Below are 966 nucleotides of genomic sequence, written 5' to 3'. Positions count from 1 at the left end.
TGGTGAGGGGGTGGGTCTTTCGGTTGATGGTGTGGTGGTTGGTGATGTCTCGGGTGGTGTGGGTGGTGTGGGGTTGTTGGGTGATGTGGTTGCGGGTGTGGGGGAGGTGTCGGGTGGTGCGGGTGTGTACACGTTGTTCACGTCTGGGTCGACGGGTCGGCCGAAGGGTGTGACGGTGTCGCAGGCTGCGGTGGTGAATCGGTTGGGGTGGATGCAGTCGTTGTTCGGGTTGGAGCAGCGGGATGTGGTGTTGTGGAAGACGCCGGTGTCGTTTGATGTGTCGGTGTGGGAGTTGTTTTGGCCGTTGATGGTTGGGGCTTCGGTGGTGGTGGCGGAGCCGGGTGGGCATCGGGATCCGTGGTATGTGGCGTCGGTGGTGGAGCGGTGTGGGGTGTCGGTGTGTCATTTTGTGCCGTCGATGTTGTCGGTGTTTGTTGATGCCCTGAAGGATTCGGTACTGAAGGATTCGGTACTGGGGGATTCGGGTTCGGTGGTGGCGGGGTTGGGGTCGTTGCGTCAGGTGTTTTGTTCGGGTGAGGCGTTGGGTGTGGGTTCGGTGGTGGGGTTGCGGGGTTTGGTGCCGTCGGTGCGGGTGGTGAATTTGTATGGGCCGACTGAGGCTGCGGTGGATGTGACGTCGTATGTGGTGGGTGGTGGTGAGGTGGTGGTGCCGATTGGTCGTGCGGTGCCGAATGTGTCGGTGTGGGTGTTGGATTCGCGGTTGCGGCCGGTGCCGGTGGGTGTGGTGGGTGAGTTGTATGTGGGTGGTGTGCAGGTGGCGCGGGGGTATGCGTCGCGGTCGGGGTTGTCGGCGGAGCGGTTTGTGGCTGATCCGTTTGGTGTGGTGGGTGGGCGGTTGTATCGGACGGGTGATCGGGTGCGGTGGTCGGGTGTGGGTGAGTTGGAGTATGTGGGGCGTGTTGATTTTCAGGTGAAGTTGCGGGGGCAGCGGATCGAGTTGGGCGA

General features: G+C 62.3%; 1 protein-coding gene. It reads left to right on the top strand.

The window, feature by feature from the left end; all coding sequences use genetic code 11:
• The coding region (locus MAY35_RS23165; protein ID WP_238423677.1) for an AMP-binding protein at positions 1-966 on the top strand (966 nt) is incomplete at both ends.

The sequence above is a fragment of the Gordonia sp. 'Campus' genome, from assembly GCF_022206305.1.
Taxonomy (GTDB): Bacteria; Actinomycetota; Actinomycetes; order Mycobacteriales; family Mycobacteriaceae; genus Gordonia.
This window is presented reverse-complemented; position numbering and strand designations above follow the sequence as displayed.